The sequence below is a fragment of the Xanthomonas cassavae CFBP 4642 genome (assembly GCF_000454545.1).
In the GTDB taxonomy this organism is placed as follows: Bacteria; Pseudomonadota; Gammaproteobacteria; order Xanthomonadales; family Xanthomonadaceae; genus Xanthomonas; species Xanthomonas cassavae.
Genome location: NZ_CM002139.1, coordinates 3,233,589 through 3,249,283 on the forward strand (window position 1 = coordinate 3,233,589; position 15,695 = coordinate 3,249,283).

At 64.8% G+C, this 15,695-nt stretch carries 12 protein-coding genes and 1 pseudogene; 8 read left to right on the forward strand and 5 right to left on the reverse strand.

Features of this window, described 5'->3' with window-relative positions; all coding sequences use genetic code 11:
- Positions 1-13 precede the first annotated feature (13 nt).
- Entirely contained in the window at positions 14-1,327 is a 1,314-nt protein-coding gene (locus tag XCSCFBP4642_RS0114385; RefSeq protein WP_029220408.1) for a Tle-like phospholipase domain-containing protein, read from the reverse strand.
- A 126-nt stretch (positions 1,328-1,453) separates the two neighbouring features.
- Between XCSCFBP4642_RS0114385 and XCSCFBP4642_RS0114390 the strand changes: the two genes are divergently transcribed.
- Complete coding sequence (locus tag XCSCFBP4642_RS0114390; RefSeq protein ID WP_029218148.1) at positions 1,454-2,470, forward strand: IS30 family transposase; 1,017 nt, start codon at positions 1,454-1,456, stop codon at positions 2,468-2,470.
- On the opposite strand, the gene XCSCFBP4642_RS28640 is transcribed toward XCSCFBP4642_RS0114390, so the two are convergent.
- The 3 genes and pseudogenes from XCSCFBP4642_RS28640 to XCSCFBP4642_RS0114405 all read right to left on the reverse strand — a co-directional run bounded on the left by XCSCFBP4642_RS28640 (position 2,447) and on the right by XCSCFBP4642_RS0114405 (position 4,401).
- A complete protein-coding gene (locus XCSCFBP4642_RS28640) occupies positions 2,447-2,980 on the reverse strand; it encodes a hypothetical protein (protein ID WP_152527276.1) in 534 nt (177 codons plus the stop codon). The genes XCSCFBP4642_RS0114390 and XCSCFBP4642_RS28640 overlap by 24 nt on opposite strands.
- Positions 2,981-3,139: 159 nt before the next feature.
- A pseudogene (locus XCSCFBP4642_RS27190) lies at positions 3,140-3,826 on the reverse strand (Tle-like phospholipase domain-containing protein); the annotation flags it as partial.
- On the reverse strand, positions 3,823-4,401 hold the full coding sequence (locus XCSCFBP4642_RS0114405; protein WP_033898384.1) for a hypothetical protein: 579 nt from the start codon (positions 4,399-4,401) through the stop codon (positions 3,823-3,825). The pseudogene XCSCFBP4642_RS27190 and the gene XCSCFBP4642_RS0114405, both read right to left, overlap by 4 nt.
- A 341-nt stretch (positions 4,402-4,742) precedes the next feature.
- Between XCSCFBP4642_RS0114405 and XCSCFBP4642_RS0114410 the strand changes: the two genes are divergently transcribed.
- The 7 genes from XCSCFBP4642_RS0114410 (at position 4,743) to XCSCFBP4642_RS24885 (ending at position 15,135) form a co-directional block, all read left to right on the forward strand.
- On the forward strand, positions 4,743-5,504 hold the full coding sequence (locus XCSCFBP4642_RS0114410) for an HpcH/HpaI aldolase family protein (protein ID WP_029220412.1): 762 nt from the start codon (positions 4,743-4,745) through the stop codon (positions 5,502-5,504).
- On the forward strand, positions 5,505-7,637 hold the full coding sequence (locus XCSCFBP4642_RS0114415; protein ID WP_029220413.1) for a TonB-dependent receptor family protein: 2,133 nt from the start codon (positions 5,505-5,507) through the stop codon (positions 7,635-7,637).
- A gap of 378 nt (positions 7,638-8,015) precedes the next feature.
- Positions 8,016-9,242: an ATP-grasp domain-containing protein gene (locus tag XCSCFBP4642_RS0114420; RefSeq protein WP_029220414.1), complete on the forward strand. Its 1,227-nt coding sequence runs from the start codon at positions 8,016-8,018 to the stop codon at positions 9,240-9,242.
- Positions 9,239-11,029, forward strand: a complete 1,791-nt coding sequence (locus tag XCSCFBP4642_RS0114425) for an IucA/IucC family protein (protein WP_029220415.1) — start codon at positions 9,239-9,241, stop codon at positions 11,027-11,029. The genes XCSCFBP4642_RS0114420 and XCSCFBP4642_RS0114425 overlap by 4 nt, the downstream gene beginning before the upstream one ends.
- Entirely contained in the window at positions 11,026-12,207 is a 1,182-nt protein-coding gene (locus tag XCSCFBP4642_RS0114430; RefSeq protein WP_029220416.1) for an MFS transporter, read from the forward strand. The genes XCSCFBP4642_RS0114425 and XCSCFBP4642_RS0114430 overlap by 4 nt, the downstream gene beginning before the upstream one ends.
- Complete coding sequence (locus tag XCSCFBP4642_RS0114435) at positions 12,185-13,942, forward strand: IucA/IucC family protein (RefSeq protein WP_029220417.1); 1,758 nt, start codon at positions 12,185-12,187, stop codon at positions 13,940-13,942. The genes XCSCFBP4642_RS0114430 and XCSCFBP4642_RS0114435 overlap by 23 nt, the downstream gene beginning before the upstream one ends.
- Entirely contained in the window at positions 13,939-15,135 is a 1,197-nt protein-coding gene (locus XCSCFBP4642_RS24885) for a type III PLP-dependent enzyme (protein ID WP_033898386.1), read from the forward strand. The genes XCSCFBP4642_RS0114435 and XCSCFBP4642_RS24885 overlap by 4 nt, the downstream gene beginning before the upstream one ends.
- A 46-nt stretch (positions 15,136-15,181) precedes the next feature.
- Here XCSCFBP4642_RS24885 and XCSCFBP4642_RS27195 read toward each other — a convergent pair whose 3' ends face one another.
- A complete protein-coding gene (locus XCSCFBP4642_RS27195) occupies positions 15,182-15,337 on the reverse strand; it encodes a GyrI-like domain-containing protein (protein WP_228325696.1) in 156 nt (51 codons plus the stop codon).
- Positions 15,338-15,695: the final 358 nt, after the last annotated feature.

The following is a 15,695-nucleotide window of genomic DNA, read 5'->3' on the forward strand; positions in this document are numbered from 1 at the left end:
CTGGTGATGACCATTACAGGCTACGTGCGCCGATGCGCATGGTCTCTTGCTGCTGCGACTCGGCCTGTTGCCGCTGTGCCTGCATCGCCTGTTGGGCTGCCTGCTGTTCCTGCTGGTTCACTGTCTCGACGGCCTCGGCGCGCAATGCGCGTCCAGGCGGCTCATTGGCCAGGGTCTGCGTCATCTGACGGAACTGATCGCGGTCGCCGCTCTGTGCGGCAGCCAACATGCGATCAAGAAATGCGCTTGGGTCTTCGTGCATTGTCGGCAACCTACCGTGTGTCTGCGCTGCCACACGGGCATCCTGCGCATCCTGCTTGAGCGGCACCTGCCACCCCTGCGGCGCATGGCTGCGCTCGCGGTCCTGCTGAAACTGCTGCATCTGCTGCTGCCAGCTGGGCGCATCCATTTCCCGACGCCCGGCCCCAGGTTCCACCGGACCACGCAGGTGATCGACGCCATCACGGGCCAGCCCAGGGATTCCGCGCGAGTACAACGTCAGGCCTGACCGAAGCGCTTCCACGTCGCCGCGATACCTCTCGATCATTGGTGAGTGCTGCCGAGCAAGCTTCTGGGTTGAAGGGTCTTCCAAGACGGAGGTGTCCGCTTTGCCAGCCCCATCGACTGGCAGGAAGTTATGCATGCGATGCGATTCACCCAACCTGACAGCCGCCGAAAGCGGATCACGCGCGTCCAACGCACTGCGGTCGTTGGAGTAGTCCGCGGCCTTTAGGACAGCAATTTCCTGCGGTGCGGCATAGACCTTGACTTGGCCGTAATGGCGGCTTGCGGCGCTGACTGCATCGCCGGCCATGACATGATTGATTACATCGCTGCCGCCTTCCGGTATCCGCCGATCCAGACTGACCGCGCCGTAGGCGTCGAAGGTCTGCCCCTTAAGTCCGAAGTGATGCGCAGTAACTTGTGCCAAATTGCCACCGAGCGAGTGGCCTGCAACCGTCACATCGGGCATTGGTAGACCGGTACTGACATGTTTTTGTTCTGCATACTTCAAGGCGCCCCGTGTAAACGCGATAGCGTCTACCACCTGCGCATTGTGGCGAGTCGCGACCATCCCACCGTCGGCCAGTGCACCGTCCAGTAAGGGCTGGCGATCAAACTCGCTTCCTCGGTGGACAACCACTATTTCCCTGGTATCGGCTCTTTCGTAGATGACGCCTTGGTAGCCTGACGGCTTGTCCACGTATTGCAAACGTCGGACAAGTAGACCGCCAATATTTACAACAGCGCTTCGCTCTCCGGTATCTTCAGGCTTGTCGTAGCCATCTCGGGTCAGTGCGGCATACTGCTGGCTAGTGAGGCTCATGGGGCCGCCCTCTCCGCTTTGAGAGTTATAAGAAATAAATTACTTCGATTTGGCTCTGCGTATTTTTCAGCAGACCTTAGACTCAACTTCCAAGTGCAACACCCCGCCTTGACGTAGGGTAGCGGCATGGGCACACAGTACAGGCACCTGGGTTCCGAAGAACGCGCTTTGCTTCAAATTGAACTCGGTAACGGAATGAGCATCAACTCCATTGCAAGGCGACTCAATCGCAGTGCGTCCACCCTGTCGCGCGAGATAAGGCGACAGGGCGAACCTGTCTATGCGGCAACCAGCGCAGCCAGCAACTATCGGCTGCGCCGCAGAGCGTGCGTTCGAAGGCGCCGGCTTGTTGAAGGCAGTGCGCTCTTTCAGCAGGTGCGTGACGACTTGGTTCTGTATCGTTGGTCGCCCCAGCAAATTGCTGCCAAGCTCAAGGCCATGCATCCGGATGATCCAAGTCAACGCGTGAGTCACGAAACAATCTACGCCGCTATCTACGCGCATCCGCGTGGTGGTTTGAAGAAAGAGCTTGTGGAGGCGCTTCGTCAGCACAAGCCGACGCGAGGCTTGCGCCGTACAACCGCTGCCAAGCGCACGTGGGTGCCGGAGGAGCTGCGTATCGTCCATCGGCCTGAAGAGGTGGCGCAGCGCTTGATTCCTGGGCACTGGGAAGGCGACCTGATCAAAGGGGCTTTCAACCGCTCGTGCGTAGGCACGCTGGTGGAGCGAAAGACGCGCTTTGTGGTGCTGTGCAAGATGGATGGCTGTACTGCACAGGATGCGCTGGAGGGCTTCACGCGACAGATGAAGAAGCTGCCGCGTTTCCTACTGGGAAGCCTCACCTATGACCGCGGAACCGAGATGACGTGTTATCCAGAGCTGATGAAGCGGCTCAACATCGATCTTTGGTTCGCCGATCCACATGCGCCCTGGCAGCGCGGCAGCAATGAGAACACCAACGGCCTGCTGCGCCAGTTCATGCCAAAAGGCGCGGACTTGTCCAAGGCGAGCCAGGAGTATCTCAACAACGTCGCCGACCTGATGAACGCCCGGCCACGGCAGACGCTTGGCTGGAAGACGCCGAACCAGGCGCTGGAAGAAGAGATCGCTCAATTCAACTCACGTGTTGCACTTGCAAGTTGAGACCGCCGACTCTTCGCCAAAATCTACATAGTCTTCCAACTTACTCCTAGGATACCCCCCTGACCAAAAAAACGTTGTTTTTTGCTTAATTTCATCAAAGTATTTTTTTTCTAGACTAGGCGCGAAAGCTGTTTCCGCCCCACTACCAGTCGCCTTCAGGGAAACACCGAGACCTCCAAGTTCCCAGTAACAGACTCCCTTGCCGTAGTAGTCAGCATCGACCATGCCATCCATATAAATCAACGCCGTGTAAGCCGTGTTATTGATCCTCTGAAAAGCAACAGGTATTGCGTGTTCTTTTGGCTTTGTCGACATCCCCAATGAAGCATCGAATGGCGCGCACTGATCACGATTCTTCATGTCGTAGAACGCTTTAGCTGACACAGCCCCGAACGGCCCTGGCGCATTCTCAATCGTCATCGTGATCCGATAGGCCTGCTTAGGGTGCGGATTTTTCCGATAGATAGGATCGCCATCAGCGTCGCGGGCCTGCATATCCTTGGATTGCATGGTAGTCTCCTTTGCCCCGCAAGCGCACAGCAATGTGGCCAGGGAGATGCGTAGCAGTGCGGTGGAGGTGCGATACACGATTGATTCGGCCAATAGATGCTTGATACCCGAGGCTACGCCGTTTTTATAGCCGTCTCAACAAGATTCGTCAGATATTCAATTCAGCCGGCAACCATCGCCCAGCATGACTGCGATTGATAACGGAGTGCGCGCATCCAACACCTCATTATCGTTGGCGTAATCAGCACGCTTCAGCGTGGCGATCTCCTGCGGCGTGGCGTAGATCTCGACGCGCCCGTAATGCCGGCTGGCGGCGCTGACCGCATCGCCGGCCATGACGTGATTGATCACCTCGTTACCACCTTCGGGAATTCGCCGATCCAGGCTGGTCGCTCCGTAGGCGTTGAACGTTTGCCCTTTCAACCCGAAATGGTGCGCCGTGACCTGCGTCAGGCCGCCACCAAGGGAGTGCCCCGTGACAGTGACTTCGGGCTTATGCCCATCGCGCTTTGCTTGACGCTCAGCAAGTTCGATTGCCCGTTGCGTCAGCTCAATGGCATCGGCCGCCTGCGGATTATGACGCTTCACCACCATGCTGCCATCAGCGTAAGCGCCATCCTTGAAAAGCTCTCGATCAGGCTCGGTACCGCGATGGGCAACAATCAGCTCCTTCGTATCCAAGCGTCTATATATACAACCCTGATAACCCGAGGGTTTATCTACATACTCAAGACGCTTATATGAAACACCCCCGATTATAGCGGGCTCACTATCTTCACCCGTCTCTCTCGGCTTATCGTAGACGTCATTCGAAAGCGCAGCAAATTGTTGATATGTGAGACTCACAGCGCACCCTTCCTGACAGATAAGGCCACCTTGAACAGCTCATCCCGCAACTCTTCTCTAAAATGATCTGACCCAGGCTCACCCTGGTCAGGAAAGTCATCCACTTCATCCCTCGGATACCCTCTCGACCAGAAATAAGTAGCCTTTGATTTTTGGTCCAGAATTTCGCTCGCGAAAAGACTCGACTGAAACCGAGTCTCCTCCTTCTTTCCGGTCGCCTTTATCGTAGCCCCTACACCAGCCAACTCAAAATAACAGACGCCCTTTCCATAATAATTCGAGTCAATTAAGCCATCAAGATATATTACAGCCACATACTTCGCTTCAGTGACCCTATCGAAATTGATCGGTATGCCATCCCGCTTGGATTTACTCCACGCGCCTGTGATCGGCTCAACCGGCGTGCATTTCTCGTGATTTTTTATCTCGTAGAAAGCAGTACCTGAAACCCACTTAAACGGTCCTGGCGCATTCTCTATGGTCATAGTGATCCGATAGGCCTGCTTTGGGTGCGGGTTCTTCCGATAGATCGGATCTCCGTCAGCGTCGCGGGCCTGCACGTCCTTGGATTGCATGGTGGTCTCCTTTGCTCCGCAAGCGCACAGCAAAGTCGCCAGGGAGATGCATAGCAATCCGGCTGATGTGCGATACACGATGCAATTGGCCGATAACGCCTTATTTCCGCGAGGCTACGTCCTTTCAAGGGCAACGACAACAGCCCTTGCGCAAGGCTAGTGCTACTGATCGAACCGCGTACGGGCCGCAGGGCGCCGACGATATCGAATGAATCTCTTCACAGTCAGGTCGAAACGAGCAGGGCCAAGCCCCCTGGTTACCCAAAAAGACCGTAAAACACACTTGATAATCATTCCCATCAAGAGCAGGATGAGCGCCCGTTCCCCTGGCGGCCTCTTCCATGGCGTGTGCAGTCGGCCTTCTCAATGCGTTGCCCAGCGTGCAGCTATGCGAGTTGCTGGGCCGCCTGGGCTATGCCTTCGTGGTGCTTGATCTGGAACACGTCCTGCGGTCGCCCGATGCGCTGGAACACGCCATTCGCGCCTGCGAGCTGTCCGGCTGTGAGGCCTGGGTGCGGGTGCCGGAGGTCGACGAAAAACTGATTGGCCGCGTGCTGGATGCCGGTGCGCGCGGCATCGTGGTGCCATGCGCCGAATCGGCCGCGCAAATGGCACGGGCGGTCGCCGCCGCGCGTTTTCCGCCACTGGGCCGGCGTGGCATCACCGGCGGACGCGTCACCGGCTTCGGCAACGTCGATCTGGGCACGTATATCGCACAGGCCAATCGCGACATCCGCATCGTGCCGATGATCGAAAGCGCGGCAGGCATTGCCGCGCTGCCGGAGATCCTGGCTGTGCCTGGCGTGGCGCTGGTGATGGAAGGCGCGCTGGATCTGGCGCTGGACCTGGGCCTGGGCCCGCGGCCCACCCATGCACAGGTGTGGGACTTGCTGCTGCAACTGCATGCGCAGTGCCGTGCCGCCGATGTGCCGTTCTGCCCCAACCCACGCACCGATGCGCAACGCGCGCACTGGCTGCAGCAGCCGGATCTGCGCTGGCTGCTCGCCGGCGAAGACCGCGCCCTGATTCAACGCGCACTGCGCGGCCATCTGGCCACGTTCGACACACCCACTTGCCCACCCGCCGGCAGGAGCACGCCGTAGATGTCGACCTTGCATTTCCACGCCCTGACCCTTGCAATCGTGGCGGCCAGCCTGAGCCTGCCGCTGCAGGCGATGGCCACCGACGCGCAGGCGACCGACGCTACCGAAGGCCAGACCCCCATCCGTGCGCTGGACGCCATCCAGGTGCAGGGCAGCCTGCTGGGGCGCTCCAAACCCGATGACGTGCAGCGCTACGCCGGCAGCCGCCAGGTGATCGATCGGGCGCAATTGCGCAATGGCGGCAACCGCTCCCTGGACGATGCACTGCAACGCGTGCCGGGCATCAAGATCTTCGACGAAACCGGCACCGGCGCGCTCCCGCAGATCATGTTGCGCGGTCTGTACGAGAGCCGCAGCGGCCGCGTGCAGGTGTTGGAAGACGGCATTCCGCTCGCGCTGGCGCCGTATGGGCAGACCAGCCTGTCGTTGTTCCCGGTGGGGCTCAATCAGATCGATCGGATCGACATCGTGCGTGGCGGCGCAGCCGTGCAATACGGGCCCAACAACGTGGGCGGGGTGATCAACCTGGTCAGCAAGGAGATCCCCAGCACGTGGAGCACCGCCCTGGCGCACAAGGTCACTGCCGGCGGCCAGGGCCAGTTCCTGCAGGACAGCGCGCTCAGCAGCGGCGGCTACCTCACCGACAACCTCGGCATGCAGGTCGATGCCAATCGCGCCTATGGCGAGTACTGGCGCGCGCACAGCGATACCGACATCAGCAACCTGCGCGTGCGTGCGGAGTGGTGGCTGGACGACACCAGGTTGATCAAGGCCAGCGTGCAACGCTATCTGGTGGACATGGATCTGGCCGGGGCGCTGAGCCCGGCCGACTACCGGCGCGACCCGCGCCAGTCCACGCGCCCGCTGGACAGCTTCAATGGGCGTACCACGCGTGCATCGTTGGGATATGAGCAGCTGTTCGGAGACTGGGGGCCGCTGCAGGATGTTCGGTTGTCCTGGACCAGCTTCAGCGCGCGCAGCAGCCGCAACTTCATCGTCGGCATGCGCCAGGCCGCCACCGAAACCTGGCGCTCGGACCTGCCGCCGCAACTGCGCCAGACCGCACCGCGCGACTTCCGCGTGGTCGGCAGCGAGCCGCGGCTGAGCTGGAGCATGGGCGATGCCGGTGGCGTGCGTCAGCAGTGGACCGCCGGCGTGCGTGCGGTGCACGAGGACATCGACTTTTTGGTCGGCAATCTGCGTCTGCGCGATGGCATGTTCACCAGCGTGCGTGACTGGCAGTTCGAAGACCGCGCCCTGGCCGCCTACGTCAGCAATGCGATCACCCTGCCCGACGAACGCCTGACCATCACCCCGGGCCTGCGCTACGAGCGGCTGGATTCGCGCTATTTCAATCGCGCCACCGGCTTGCGTACGCGCAACCAGACCCGCGATGTATTGCCGGGGTTGACGGTGGGTTTCCAGGCCAACGCAGAATGGTTCTTCTACGCGGACGGGCAGCGCTCGCTGCGTGCGCCGCAGGTCACCCAGATCATCTTCGGCAACAACCTGGATGCCGAACTGGCATGGAATTACGAAGCCGGCACGCGCTACCAGCCCAACGACCGCACCCGCATCCAGCTCGGTGCGTATCTGATCGATTTCGATCAGCAGATCCAGCTGGACAACACCACGCGCGTGTTCCGCAACCTCGGCAAGACCCGCCATCAAGGCGGCGAGCTGGAACTGCAATGGAGTCCGGAAAACCTGCGCGCGCTCACCCTCAACGCCGGTTATGCGTATCTGGATGCTAGCCAGGAATCGGGCGCATTCCGCGGGCTGCGCGTGCCCTACACCTCGCGCAACCAGATCACCCTGGGCGGCAACTACACGCTCGGTCACACCACTGTCGCACTGTCGAGCTACTACTTCAGCAAGGCCTACAGCGATGCGGCAAACACCGTGCAGGAGAACGCGATCGCCTCGGTCGGCGAGTTGCCGTCGTACTGGGTATGGAACACGCAGGTGAGCCATACGCTGTTCGAACGCGATGGACAAAAATTCAGCGCATCGCTGGCGGTCAACAACCTGTTCGACCGGCAGTACTGGTTCCGTGGCGTGGACACCAGCCCGTGGGGCCGCCAGGCCGCACTAGGGCGCACCGTGACCGCAGGCCTGGAGTACACGTTCTAGCGCACAGCAGCGCAACAGGAGGATCTTGCGGGATGGCAGATGCTGTCCGCCGCCGCACCAGATACTTGCCGGCCACTACCAACGGTTGGCGCGCCATGCCGATCCGGCCTGCCGGCACTGACGCTTGAGAACAACGCTGCAGCGTCCCCGCAGCGGCAGTACACGACCGATGGACAGGGGCATCGGTCGCGCCTGATGGCCACGGCGATCGTGCTGCGATCGCCGTGGAAACAGGTGGCGTGCATGAAGCACGCGTCATCGCCGCAGCACGCGGCATTGCGATCGACGCATCGCAGGCCACCCAACGCCGCACGCGGCGCCAGGCAGCCCGTTTCAGTCTCGGTTTTTTTCCTACCGCCCTGTCGAACGAGAGCTGCCATGAACGCTGTACCCGACGCCCCCCTGGTGATCCTTACCCATGTCTGCCACCCGGCCGTCACCGACGGCTTCCTGCCGGCCGCGCATGCGCAAGGCATCCCGGCCTGGTTGCTGACCGACCATCGGCTCGATCACCTGGCCCACTTTCGCAACCATCCTGCGCATGCACCGCAGCGGGTGATCGAATGCGATGTATTCAATCCGCTCGGCGTGCTGGACGTGCTGCACGACGCCCAGGTGCAGCCGCGTGCCGTCTTCAGCAACAGCGATCACCTGCAGACCAGCACCGCGCTGGTGGCCGCCGGCCTGGGGCTGCCCGGCAAGGACTGGCAGGTGTGCTACGCCGCCAAGAACAAGGCCGCGATGCGACAGCGCCTGCGCGCGCATGGATTGCCCTGCCCGTGGTTCTGCACCCTGGCGCCCGGCGCCGCACTTCCTGCGCAGATCCCGTGGCCGGTGGTGGCCAAACCGCGCGAAGGCGTGGCCAGCCTGGACGTGCGCCATTGCGCCGATGCCGCGCAACTGCAGCGCTATCTGGACGAGATCTGGCAGCGTCACCCGCAGCGCACCGTATTGCTGGAGGCCATGTTGCACGGGCCGTTGTTCACCCTGGAGACGCTTGGCGACGGGCACAGCTTGCAGCCCATCGGCGGGTTCAAGGTACAGCTGTCGCCGCCACCGCACTTCGTCGAATGCGAGGCGCAGTGGGATGGCGACGTGGACACGCCGGTGATCGCGCAGGCAATGCAGCAATTGCGCAGCGTCGGGGTGAACTTCGGGCTCTGCCACAGCGAATTCATCCTCACCGCCGACGGCCCGGTGCTGGTGGAGATCAATTACCGCAGCATCGGCGACCGCCGCGAGTTTCTGCTCGATGCCATGTTCGGCCAGCAATGGTTCGCTGCCGCGCTGGCGCCGCATCTGGGCCAGCCGCTGCCGCAGCTGCGCAGCGCGCGCACGCACGCCCTGCTGCGCTATTACGTGGCCGACCACGACGGCGAGCTGGTCGCCGCCAGCGAAGACCGCCGGCACCACGATGCGCACTGCGATGTGCAGTACCGGCGCATGCGTGCACCGGGCGAGCGCATCCAGCTCAGCCATTCCAACAAGGATTACCTGGGCGTGCTCAGCGCGCTGGCCAGCGATGCGCAGGCGCTGCAACAGGCCGTGATGCAGGTCGAAGCCGGCCTGCAATGGCGCATCGACGCCGCAGAGGCACGCGCATGAGCTACGCCGACGACCAGCGCTATATCGCCATCCGCATCATCGATGCCTGCCTGCGCGAAGACCTGCGCGCCATCGCCAGCCGGGGTGCCCTGGCCACGCCGGAGGTGCACGTGCTCGCGGCGTGGCCAGGCGCCGTGCCGGGTGATGGCTGGTGGAAGATCGCCCATCTGCCCGACGGCACGCTGTGGCTGCCGATCCATCGCCGCGGCGTCTTGCAGGACATCAGCGCCTGCGACCACCGCTGGATCGTGCAGGCTGCCGAAGGCGCACTGCTTGAACAGGGCAGCCACGCCTGGCTGCAGCGCCTGGGCGCCGGGCTGGACGCGGAGACCCAGCGCCTGCATCGCGCCTATGCCGAGGAGGCCGACTGCGCCGCCGCACATCGCGGCCTGGCGCGACAGGCGTACCACGCACAGGCACCGGCATTGAACGCTGCCCTGCAGCACGCCGATGCCGCCGAGCGCGCGTATCGCTGCGACCAGCTGGCAAGCTATCGCGATCATCCGTTCTACCCCACCGCACGTGCCAAGGCCGGTCTGGAGCTGTCCGCACTGCGCGATTACGCACCCGAGTTTGCCCCAACCTTTGCCCTGCAGTGGCTGGCGCTGCCGCAGGCGCAGCTCAGCTGCACCAGCCCACCGCCGGCCGAGCTGTGGCCGGCATTCAGCGACGTGGGGCTGTCGCCCGCGCTTGCGGCCACGCACGGGCTATGGCCGGTGCATCCGCTGGTATGGGAGCGGCTGGAGCAACCCGGCTTCGACCTGCCCCCCGGCGCGGTGCGTGCACCGCAGCCCTGGCTGCTGGTGCGCCCCGGCTTGTCGGTACGCACGCTGGTGCCGCTGCAACACCCACAGCTGCATCTCAAACTGCCGATCCCGATGCGTACGCTGGGCGCGTTGAATCTGCGTCTGATCAAGCCCTCCACGCTGTACGACGGGCACTGGCTGGAACGCGCCTTGCGGCTGATCGATGCGCGCGATGCGGCGCTGCGCGGGCGATGCGTCTTCGTGGACGAATCGCACGGCGGGCATGTCGGCCAGGCCCGGCATCTGGCCTATCTGCTGCGGCGTTATCCGCCACTGGAAGACAGCACGCTGGTGCCGGTTGCAGCGCTATGTGCGCTGCTTCCCGATGGCCGGCCGATGGCAGTCCATCTGGCCGAGCGGTTCGTGCAAGGCGACGTGCACGCCTGGTGGCGCGACTACATCGAGCTGCTGCTTGCCGTGCACCTGCGGCTGTGGCTGCGCTACGGCGTTGCGCTGGAGGCCAATCAACAGAACAGCGTGCTGGTGTATGCGCCCGGCCGGCCCACCCGACTATTGATGAAGGACAACGACGCTGCGCGCGTCGCCATGCCGCAATTGCGCGCGCAGCTGCCGGAGATCGCCACGCTGGGGCCGCTGCACGACGTGCGCATCACCGTGGACGACCCACAGGCGCTGGCGCAGATGGTCTGCACCATCGTGCTGCAGCTGGATCTGCAGGCGGTGCTGGAGGGCCTGGCCGAATGGCAGCCCGGCTTGCGCGCGGCATTGCTTGCGCAGCTGCAGCAGCAGCTGCTGCAGGCCCTGGCGCAGCTGGACGCCGAGGGCATCGACACCGCGCCTGCGTATCGCCTGCTGGCCGCGCCGCGCCTTCCAGTGAAATACCTGCTCAGCGCCGGCAGCCTGCTCAGCAAGCAGCTCACCGGCGCGGCCGACATCAACAAGTTCTACGGCGACAGTGCGCCCAATCCCTTCGGCGCCGCGCAACCATCGCAGCGTCTGCAGGCCGGAGGGCGGCGATGAGGCGCGTCCTGGGCCCGGTGCTGGCGGCGCACTACCTGGCGGCCTTCACCGCGCTGGGCATGCCGCTGTTCCTGCCGCAGGTGCTGGCCGACCTGGCACCGGGCGCCGCAGTGGGCTGGAGCGGCGTACTGTATGTGCTGCCGACGCTGTGCACCGCACTCACTGCCAGCAGCTGGGGGCGGCTGGCCGATCGCTACGGGCGCAAGCGGTCGTTGCTGCGCGCGCAACTGGGGCTGGCGCTGGGCTTTGCGATCGCCGGCTTCGCGCCCACGCTGAGCTGGCTGGTGATCGGCCTGGTCGTGCAAGGCGCCTGCGGCGGTTCGCTGGCGGCGGCCAATGCCTACCTCGCCAGCCAGCCGCAAGCCGGCCCATTGGCACGGGCGTTGGACTGGACGCAGTACTCGGCGCGGCTGGCGATGGTCAGCGCCCCCGCGTTGCTCGGGCTTGCGCTTGCGCTGGGCCCGGCGCAAGCGCTGTATCGCGCGCTCGCGCTGTTGCCACTGGTCGCATTCGCGCTGACCTGGCGGCTGCCGGCCGATCAGCCACAGGGGCGGCGGATTGCCGCTGCCACGGCTCCTGGCAGCACGCAGCCGCCGCATGCAGCGCCGGCGACGCCATCGCTTTGGCCTGCGCTGCTGCTCGCGCAGTTCCTGTTCTGCTTCGCAATGGTGGTGACGTTTCCCTACTTCATCCCGTATGCGCTGGCGCGCGGCGCCGGCCACGACGCGCTGGCCGGCCTGCTCTACAGCCTGCCGCACCTGGTCTATCTGGTGGTGCTGCCGTGGTGGCGGCGGGGCGATGGCGAGGCCTGGCTGGTGCCCGGCCTGATGCTGTTCGCGCTGGCCTGCCTGTGGCAGGCGCTGCTGCACGACGCCATCGCATTGGCAGCGGCGAGGCTGCTGTTCGGTTTCGGCATGTTGTTCGGCCTGCGTGGGCTCAACCGCAGCCTGGCGCTGGTCGCCAGCGGGCATGGCGCCGGGCGCCTGTTCGGCCGCTTCGATGCCTGCGGCAAATGGGCCGGCGTGTTCGCCGGTGCCGCTGCCGGTGCGCTGGCCCAGGCGGCCGGCCCTGCCACTCCCTTCCTGGCTGCCGCGCTGGCTGCGGCGGCCGCTGCGCTCACCGTTCTGGTGCGCTTCCCTTCGAGGAGATCCGCCGATGTCGCCGCACACGATGCATGACCCCTGGTACGCCAGCATGGCCGACGCGCAGGCCTGCAGTTGCTGGTTGAACTGCTACCTGCGCGAGTTCGCGGTTCCGCAGCGCGCAGTGGACTTCGATTACCGCGGGCTGGATCGCCCCGGCTCGCGCGTGGCCGAACAGCGCTGGCTGCGGATCGCGCTGGGCGATACCGGCACGCTATGCGTACGCATCGCCTATGCCGACCGCTTGGGGCGCTGCCGCTTCGCGTCCACGCCCTTCCTCAAGGCCGTTGGACAGCCGTGGCAGAGCCTGGACGCGCCTGCCTTGGCGCGCTGCCTGCTGCAGGCGCTGGGCAGCACGCAGGCGGTCAACCCGGAGCTGCTCGCGCAAAGCGCCAACAGCGTGGCGATCAGTGCCGCACTGCTGCGCCAGGCACAGGGCACCACCGCGACCGGCGAAGCGATGATCGACGCCGAACAATCGATGCTGTGGGGGCATGCCTTGCATCCCACGCCCAAGAGCCGCGAAGGCGTCGATCTGGCGCAGGTGCTGGCCTGCGCGCCGGAAGCACGCGCCGCGTTCCAGCTGTTCTGGTTCCGCATCGACCCACGGCTGCTGCGCATGCAGGGCCGCGATGTGCGTGCCAGCCTGCGGCAACTGTCCGGCAGCCACGCGCTGTATCCCTGTCATCCGTGGGAAGCGCAGCGCCTGCTCGACGACCCGCTGCTGCGCACCTTGCAGGCACGCGGGCTGATCGAGCCTGTCGGCATGCTGGGCGAGGCACTGCGCCCCACCTCCTCGGTGCGCACGCTGTATCACCCGCAGCTGGACTATTTCCTCAAATGCTCGGTGCATGTGCGGCTGACCAACTGCGTGCGCAAGAACGCCTGGTACGAGCTGGAAAGTGCAGTCGCCCTGACCGAGCTGCTGGCGCCGAGCTGGCGTACGCTGGCAGTACAGGTGCCGGGCTTCGATGTGATGCTGGAGCCCGCGGCCACCTCGCTGGAGGTGGCGCAGGTGGATGGCGCCAACCCGCTGGCGGCACGCGCACTGTCCGAGAGTTTCGGCATCCTGTATCGCAAGACCATTCCCGCCGCGCAGCGCGCGCGCTGGCAGCCGCAGGTCGCGGCCGCCCTGTTCACCTGCGATGCGCAGGGCAACAGCGTGTGTGCGTCCAGGCTGCAGGCACTGGGCGGTGCGCAGATGGATCGCCACACCGCCACGCTGCCGTGGTTCCGCGCCTATGCCGGCTTGCTGCTGGACGGGGTGTGGAGTGCCTTGTTCCAGCACGGCATCGCGCTGGAACCGCACCTGCAGAACACCGTGATCGGGTTTGCCGATGGCTGGCCGACGCGGGTATGGATCCGCGACCTGGAAGGCACCAAACTGCTCGCCCACCACTGGCCGGAAGCGCGCCTGCACGGCGTGGGCGAACGCGCACGGCAATCGCTGTACTACACGCCGGAGCAGGGCTGGAACCGGGTGGCGTATTGCGCGCTGGTCAACAATCTGGCCGAAGCGATCTTCCACCTGAGCGAAGGCGATGCGGTGCTGGAGGCGCGCCTGTGGCACTGCGTGGGCGAGATGGCGCTGCGCTGGCAGCAGCGTCATGGTGCGCAGCCGGCGTTGCAGGGGCTGATCGATGGCGCGCCGCTGCCGGGCAAGAACAACCTGGGCACACGGCTGTGGCAACGCGCCGATCGCCAATCCGATTACACCGCGCTGCCCAATCCGATTCCACGCATCGCAGCGGCACGGCGGGTGGCGGCATGAGCCTGCGCATCGATATGGACGCAGTGATGCTGGCATTGCCGGGTATCCGTGACCAAAGCGATGGCCCGCTGTGCGCCTACGTCTACGACCTGGCCGCACTGGATGCGCATGCGGCCTGGATGCGCGCGCGACTTCCAGCGCAGTGCGAACTGTTCTACGCGGCCAAGGCCAATGCGGAGGCGCCCATCCTGCGCACGCTCGCAGCGCATGTGGATGGCTTCGAAGCCGCCTCCGGCGGCGAACTGGCCTGGTTGCACACGCAGCAACCGCAGGCGGCATTGCTGTTCGGCGGGCCGGGCAAACTGGACAGCGAACTGGCCCAGGCCGCGGCCCTGCCCGACTGCAGCGTGCATGTGGAAAGCGTCGGCGAACTGCAGCGCCTGGCCGCCATCGCGGCGCAGGCCGGCCGCAGCGTGCCGGTGTTCCTGCGCATGAATATCGCCGTGCCCGGCGCGCAGAGCACGCGCCTGATGATGGGCGGGCAGCCCTCGCCATTCGGGCTGGACCCGCAGGATCTGGACGCAGCCATGCGCCTGTTGCGCGCCAGCCCGTCGCTGCGGCTGCGCGGCTTCCATTTCCATCTGATGTCGCACCAGCGCGATGCCGGTGCGCAGCTGCAGTTGATCGGCGCCTATCTGCGCACCGTGCAGCACTGGCGACAGACCTACGCGCTTGGGCCGTTGCAGGTGAATGCCGGCGGCGGGTTCGGCGTGGACTATCTGGCGCCGGAGGCCTCGTTCGATTGGGCCGGCTTCTGCGCCGGGTTGCCGGCGCTGCTGCGCGAGCACGGCAGTGCGCTGCGCCTGCGGCTGGAACCGGGGCGCTACGTCAGCGCCAGCTGCGGCTGGTACCTGATGGAGGTGCTGGACCTCAAGCGCAGCCACGGCCAGTGGTTCGCGATCGCCCGTGGCGGCACCCACCATTTCCGCACTCCGGCTGCGCAGGCCCACGACCACCCCTTCCGCGTGCTGCGCGGCGCCCGCGCCCCGGTGATCAGCGACACGCCGGTCACCCTGGTCGGCCAGCTGTGCACGCCCAAGGACGTGCTGGCGCGCAACCAACCTATCGCAGCGCTGGCGCCAGGCGACTGCCTGGCCTTCCCGCTGGCCGGCGCGTATGCGTGGAATATCTCGCACCAGCAGTTCCTGATGCATCCGCCGCCGCAGATGGCGTTTCTGCCAGTCGATGGCTGAGCGAGTCGGCCGCACGCAGCGGCGATTCCGCTCTGCAGATCCTGTTTCAGCCGTGGCCGTGGCCGTCGCGTGTGGCCACCGGCACCCGGATGTCGGCGCGCAGGATCGCGGCGGGTGTCTGGTCCGGGTCGTCCAGGAACAGGTAATGCACGGGCGCGGCGCGCAATACATAGCCGCTGTCGGGCAGCCAGGCGGCCAGCACCTGATCCAGTGCGTCTTCCAGCCCGGCAACCGCGCAACCGCCTGCCCCACCGGCTCGCCGGTGAGTGCGCGATAGACACGCTGAAAGTGAGACGGCGACTGATGCGCGCTGGCGGCCAGTTCGGCCAGATCGGCAGTGCTGCGCCACTGCGCACGACCGCCTGCAGATGCGCCACACCGCGCTGCCGATCGCGGCCGGCTGAGTCTGCTGCTTGCATGACGATGGCTCCCTGGCGACGACTGCAGCATCGCCGGGTGCGTCGGCGTTAGGCGATCCTGATCTTGCGCATGCATGGCCGCAGCTGCACGTCTGCCGGGGGACCGGCGCAAGCGACGCACGCGCGCTCCTGCCGATGGTT

Coding starts and splice junctions, on each gene's coding strand:
- XCSCFBP4642_RS0114435 (WP_029220417.1), top strand. CDS start 12,185: ATGTCGCCGCACACGATGCATGACCCCTGGTACGCCAGCATGGCCGAC.
- XCSCFBP4642_RS0114430 (WP_029220416.1), top strand. CDS start 11,026: ATGAGGCGCGTCCTGGGCCCGGTGCTGGCGGCGCACTACCTGGCGGCC.
- XCSCFBP4642_RS0114425 (WP_029220415.1), top strand. CDS start 9,239: ATGAGCTACGCCGACGACCAGCGCTATATCGCCATCCGCATCATCGAT.
- XCSCFBP4642_RS0114385 (WP_029220408.1), bottom strand. CDS start 1,327: ATGAGCCTCACTAGCCAGCAGTATGCCGCACTGACCCGAGATGGCTAC.
- XCSCFBP4642_RS24885 (WP_033898386.1), top strand. CDS start 13,939: ATGAGCCTGCGCATCGATATGGACGCAGTGATGCTGGCATTGCCGGGT.
- XCSCFBP4642_RS0114415 (WP_029220413.1), top strand. CDS start 5,505: ATGTCGACCTTGCATTTCCACGCCCTGACCCTTGCAATCGTGGCGGCC.
- XCSCFBP4642_RS0114405 (WP_033898384.1), bottom strand. CDS start 4,401: ATGCAATCCAAGGACGTGCAGGCCCGCGACGCTGACGGAGATCCGATC.
- XCSCFBP4642_RS0114390 (WP_029218148.1), top strand. CDS start 1,454: ATGGGCACACAGTACAGGCACCTGGGTTCCGAAGAACGCGCTTTGCTT.
- XCSCFBP4642_RS28640 (WP_152527276.1), bottom strand. CDS start 2,980: ATGCAATCCAAGGATATGCAGGCCCGCGACGCTGATGGCGATCCTATC.
- XCSCFBP4642_RS0114420 (WP_029220414.1), top strand. CDS start 8,016: ATGAACGCTGTACCCGACGCCCCCCTGGTGATCCTTACCCATGTCTGC.
- XCSCFBP4642_RS0114410 (WP_029220412.1), top strand. CDS start 4,743: ATGGCGTGTGCAGTCGGCCTTCTCAATGCGTTGCCCAGCGTGCAGCTA.